The sequence below is a fragment of the Pseudoalteromonas sp. S1612 genome, from assembly GCF_005887175.1.
Lineage (GTDB): Bacteria > Pseudomonadota > Gammaproteobacteria > Enterobacterales > Alteromonadaceae > Pseudoalteromonas > Pseudoalteromonas undina.
Genome location: NZ_PNDH01000072.1, coordinates 1 through 3,227, shown reverse-complemented (window position 1 = coordinate 3,227; position 3,227 = coordinate 1). Strand labels below are relative to the sequence as shown.

The following is a 3,227-nucleotide window of genomic DNA, read 5'->3' as shown; positions in this document are numbered from 1 at the left end:
AACCTCGCGCCGCGATTAAACCGCCCCTAGTTTGAACAAATATTAATCCGCAAAGGTCAACAGACCCTAGCTTTACAAGCACAAGGTTATTAGCCCAGTGCTTGTTATGCTGGTTTTTATTGTAAGTAGTCAACGACCAGTTGAGATAATGATTCTACGCCAAGTTGTAATGCGCTTTCGTCAACATAAAACTGAGGTGAATGATTACTTGGGGCCGTTTTAGCGTTTTGATCTTTTGGAGTAACACCTAAAAAGTAAAACAGCCCAGGGGTTTCTAATGCATAATAGCTAAAGTCTTCTGCACCGGTAATTAAATCTGTGGTAATAATGTTGTCAGCACCTGCAATACGGGCAAGTGTAGGGGTCATTTTTTGGGTCAGTGCAACATTATTTACTGTTACAGGGTAGCCGTGATCTATATGCACATCAGCTTTAGCCCCCGCGGATTCGGCAACCAGTTCAGCGGTTTTAGCTAAACGTTTTTTAATATCGGCACGCATCGTTTGATCAAAGGTTCTAATTGTACCAATAAGCTCTACATTATCGGGGATAATATTTGAGCGTATGCCGCCGTTAATCGCGCCAAATGAAATAACAGAAGGCGCTTTAGTTACATCTACCTGGCGAGAGGCGATTGTTTGAGTTGCCATTATAATTTGTGATGAAGCAACAATGGGATCTACGCCATTCCAAGGGCGCGAGCCATGAGTTTGACGACCCGTTACGTTAATTGTGAAAGAGTCTTCACTGGCCATTAGAGGCCCTTCTCTAAAGCCAATTTGACCAGTATTAAGTGAGCTGGTGACATGCAAGCCAAACACCGCTTCAGGTTTTTGTTTAAATAAACCTTCTTTTAGCATTAGCTCTGCGCCTCCTTCTTCTCCTTCGGGGGCACCTTCTTCAGCCGGTTGAAATACAAACAGTACGTCACCCGCTAACTGATCTTTAATTTTTACCAGTGACTCTGCTACGGCCATTAGAATAGCAACATGAGTGTCGTGCCCGCAGGCATGCATAACGCCTACTTCATTACCACGATAGGTTGAGGTTTGTTTAGAGGCAAAGGGTAAATCAACTTGTTCGGTAACGGGTAAAGCATCCATATCGGCACGAAGGGCGATTAAAGGGCCTTTTTTACCACCGCTTAATTTAGCCACAACACCGGTATGCGCAACATCGGTTTGTACTTCAAGACCCAAAGATTTTAAATGGTTAGTAATGTACTTAGCGGTTTCAAATTCGCGATTACTCAGCTCTGGATATTGATGCAAATGGCGACGCCATGTAATGACTTTTTCACTTACACTTTGTGTTGCTTGTTCAAGTTGGGTGTTAATACTACTAGCAAAACTAGGCGCTGAAATTGCAGTAAATAAAACACTGCCAAAAATTATTTTTTTTATCATTTTAATTCCTTGGTTTTCATCGTGTGTAATTAACTTACGCTATTACATCAATAAAAAGTAGTGTTGTTTAATAGTTAACCACAGTTAAAAGAAAGTTTATTGATACTGCTTAAGAAGGGGATAAAGCTATTTTGTTTAACACAATAGTGTGGCGCTTTTGTCGTATTTTAACGCAAATATTTAGCTTTAACGGTGAAAATGATAACAAAATGTTGCGTTTTTTAAATTTGTTCCCAATACTGGTCAATTCACTGCTTTTACCATGCACTGACAACAGCGTGTAACAAGCTAAGCATAATAAAAATATTCAATCAGTTAAGGATTAATATGAACAACACACACATTTTTAAACGCGCGACTTTATTTGCAGCAGCAATAGGGCTCTTAATGAGTTTTTCTGCGCTTAGTAAAGAGTATAAAGTAGTTTTAATTCATGGTTTGCAAGTATCCCAACTTACCAATAAAGCAGGTAGTGATGTAGTAAACGATGGCCAAAGCTATTGGCAGTCTTATTGGGTAAACCGTGCCGACGAGCGCATTGACTGGCCTGCGTATGAACGAATAGAAGGAAAAATTACTACAGATTGGGTATGGCCCAAGCTACAACAGATCTCTCGCTCAAATTTATGCGAGCCAGGCTGCGTGTTTGTAACCCACTCTACCGGTGACTTAGTTGCCCGATATATTATAGATAACCAAGAAAACTGGCTAGAAAACGCGGGTTTAAAACCGCTTAATATTATTGCTACCTTTGATTTAGCAGGTGCTGGTGGCGGTAGTGAATTAGCCGACTTAGCGGTGAGTGCGTTAACCGGCGCATCGTGGAATTTTGCTGTAGATGCTGCATTAACTTGGTGGCTAGGCAGTGAGGTTAATGAAGCGGTAGGTGTTTTACATGATTTAAAAGTTAATAATGCACGTAGAATCGCGCCATTACCTGATGCGCGCACTCCGCGTTTACGTTTTGTGGCCGATGGTAATGCTTACTTAGGTTTAACGGCTGGCTTTTTACGTGGTAACGATGATTCGGTAGTCGCTACTCACTCATCATGTGGCGCAAGCTCGGTAAGCTCATTTGGTAGTTGTAGTGCCAATATTGACACCAATGGGCGTTTAACTTCACAAGGTGATGCTGTTAGTAGCTTCATGCCATACCATTATCCATTAATGATGACTAACAGTTACAGCCATAACGAAATTCAACAAGCGCAGCACCAAGGTAATGTAACGGTGGCAATGAATAATATTAGCGTGGCTGGCGATACATTAGGATATGAAACTGTCGATGAAACTACCGGTAGTTGGTTTTGGAAAAAACAATACCGTTATGTAAAAGACTCTGATAATTTGAGTGCTTCAACGCTCATATATAATGTGATCCCATAAAGGTGATTGTGCGTGCGGCTTTATATGTTGTACGCTTTTTATACCAATTCGCTTTATGCAGTTATTTATTTTTAGCCAAAAAAAGTTTAATGCAAATTGCATCAGGTTTACGTTCTAAAAGTGATTAACTGCTAGGGTCTGTTGACCTTTGCGGATTACAATTTGTTCAAACTAGGGGCGGTTTAATCGCGGCGCGAGATTTGTAACCTAGTGGGCTAAGTAAAAACCGAGAAACAAAGAGTAAATCGCCCCTAGGCAGAACCCGAAGGGCTGCGCCTGTTTGGTATTGATGCTGCGTTATCGCCTATTTATGGAGAATAACCACACCACATAGGCTCTGCCTTGCCTAAATACCAAACAGACTGCTGCAAATTCAACCTTGAAAGGTCAACAGACCCTAGTAATTAAGCTTGATTGAGAGCAACACACTCATCA

2 protein-coding genes are annotated in these 3,227 nt (G+C 41.2%); one reads left to right on the top strand and one right to left on the bottom strand.

The window, feature by feature from the left end; genetic code table 11:
* Positions 1-116: 116 nt before the first annotated feature.
* On the bottom strand, positions 117-1,406 hold the full coding sequence (locus CWB78_RS17950) for an amidohydrolase (protein ID WP_138596782.1): 1,290 nt from the start codon (positions 1,404-1,406) through the stop codon (positions 117-119).
* Positions 1,407-1,733: 327 nt separating this feature from the next.
* Between CWB78_RS17950 and CWB78_RS17945 the strand changes: the two genes are divergently transcribed.
* Positions 1,734-2,792, top strand: coding sequence for a hypothetical protein (locus CWB78_RS17945; protein ID WP_138596780.1), 1,059 nt, complete (start codon positions 1,734-1,736; stop codon positions 2,790-2,792).
* Positions 2,793-3,227: the final 435 nt, after the last annotated feature.

Coding starts and splice junctions, on each gene's coding strand:
- CWB78_RS17950 (WP_138596782.1), bottom strand. CDS start 1,406: ATGATAAAAAAAATAATTTTTGGCAGTGTTTTATTTACTGCAATTTCA.
- CWB78_RS17945 (WP_138596780.1), top strand. CDS start 1,734: ATGAACAACACACACATTTTTAAACGCGCGACTTTATTTGCAGCAGCA.